Source organism: Nocardioides marmoraquaticus (assembly GCF_054777915.1).
On sequence record NZ_BAAHAA010000056.1, the window covers coordinates 1 to 953 of the forward strand.

The 953-nt window shown below is 68.7% G+C and carries 1 protein-coding gene; it reads right to left on the reverse strand.

Translation table 11 applies throughout. The features are described from left to right. The coding region (locus ACYU8I_RS18850) for an IS481 family transposase (RefSeq protein ID WP_460843880.1) at window positions 1-938 on the reverse strand (938 nt) is incomplete at its 3' end. Between the last annotated feature and the right edge of the window lie 15 nt (window positions 939-953).

Here is a 953-nt window from a genome sequence, read left to right on the forward strand (position 1 = left end):
GTGTGGGGTCGGTGGTGATTGTAGAAGTGGACCCAGTCGGCGTAGGTCGCTGATCGGGCCTGGTCGGACAGGTAGATCTGGGCGTAGGCCCACTCGCTCATCAGGGTGCGGTTGAAGCGTTCGACCTTGCCGTTGGTCTGTGGGCGGTAGGGCCGGGTCCAGCGGTGCTTGATGGTGCCCAGCGCCGCGGCGAAGTCGCGGGATCGATAGCAGGCGCCGTTGTCGGTCATGACTGCGTGCACGGTGATGCCGGCGTGGGTGAAGAACGCCTGGGCTCGTTTCCAGAAACCGGCGGCGGTCTCCTTGCGCTCGTCGCGGAGTTGTTCGGAGTAGGCCAGGCGGGTGTGGTCGTCGACGGCGTGGTGCAGGTAGACGTAGCCACGCGAGGGCGGTGCCCCGCGACGAGCGGCCCGATCGCGCGCGGTGCCAGCAACCCGGTCCTGGGCCGATCCGCGGCCGTGGACCCGCCAGCCACCGCCGTCGGGGATGCGGCCCAGCTTCTTGATGTCGACGTGGACCAGGTCGCCCGGTGCGCTGGCTTCGTAGCGCACTGGTGGGGGCTTGCGGACCGGCAGACCGGTGGCCTGGTCGATGTTGGCCAGCAGCGGCATCTGGTAGCGCGTCAGGACCCTGCCGACCGTCGACCTGGGCACTCCGAGGTGATAGCTGATCCGGTGCGGCCCCCACCGTCGCCGGTACCGCAGGTTCACGATCCGATGCTCCAGGCGGACCGGGACACGCGTCGGGGTCGATCGCGGACGTGACGGCAGGTCGCTCATCGGCAACCCGGCTTGGTATCGGCGTGCCCACTTCGAGGCGGTGGCTGGTGAGACCTGGAACCGTTCGGCTGCTCGTCGCACGGGCCACCCCTGCACGACGATGAGCTCGGCGAGGCGTTGCCGGCCGACAGGGGTCAGTGGAGCGTTAGCGTGAGTCATTGAGGACCTTCGGTC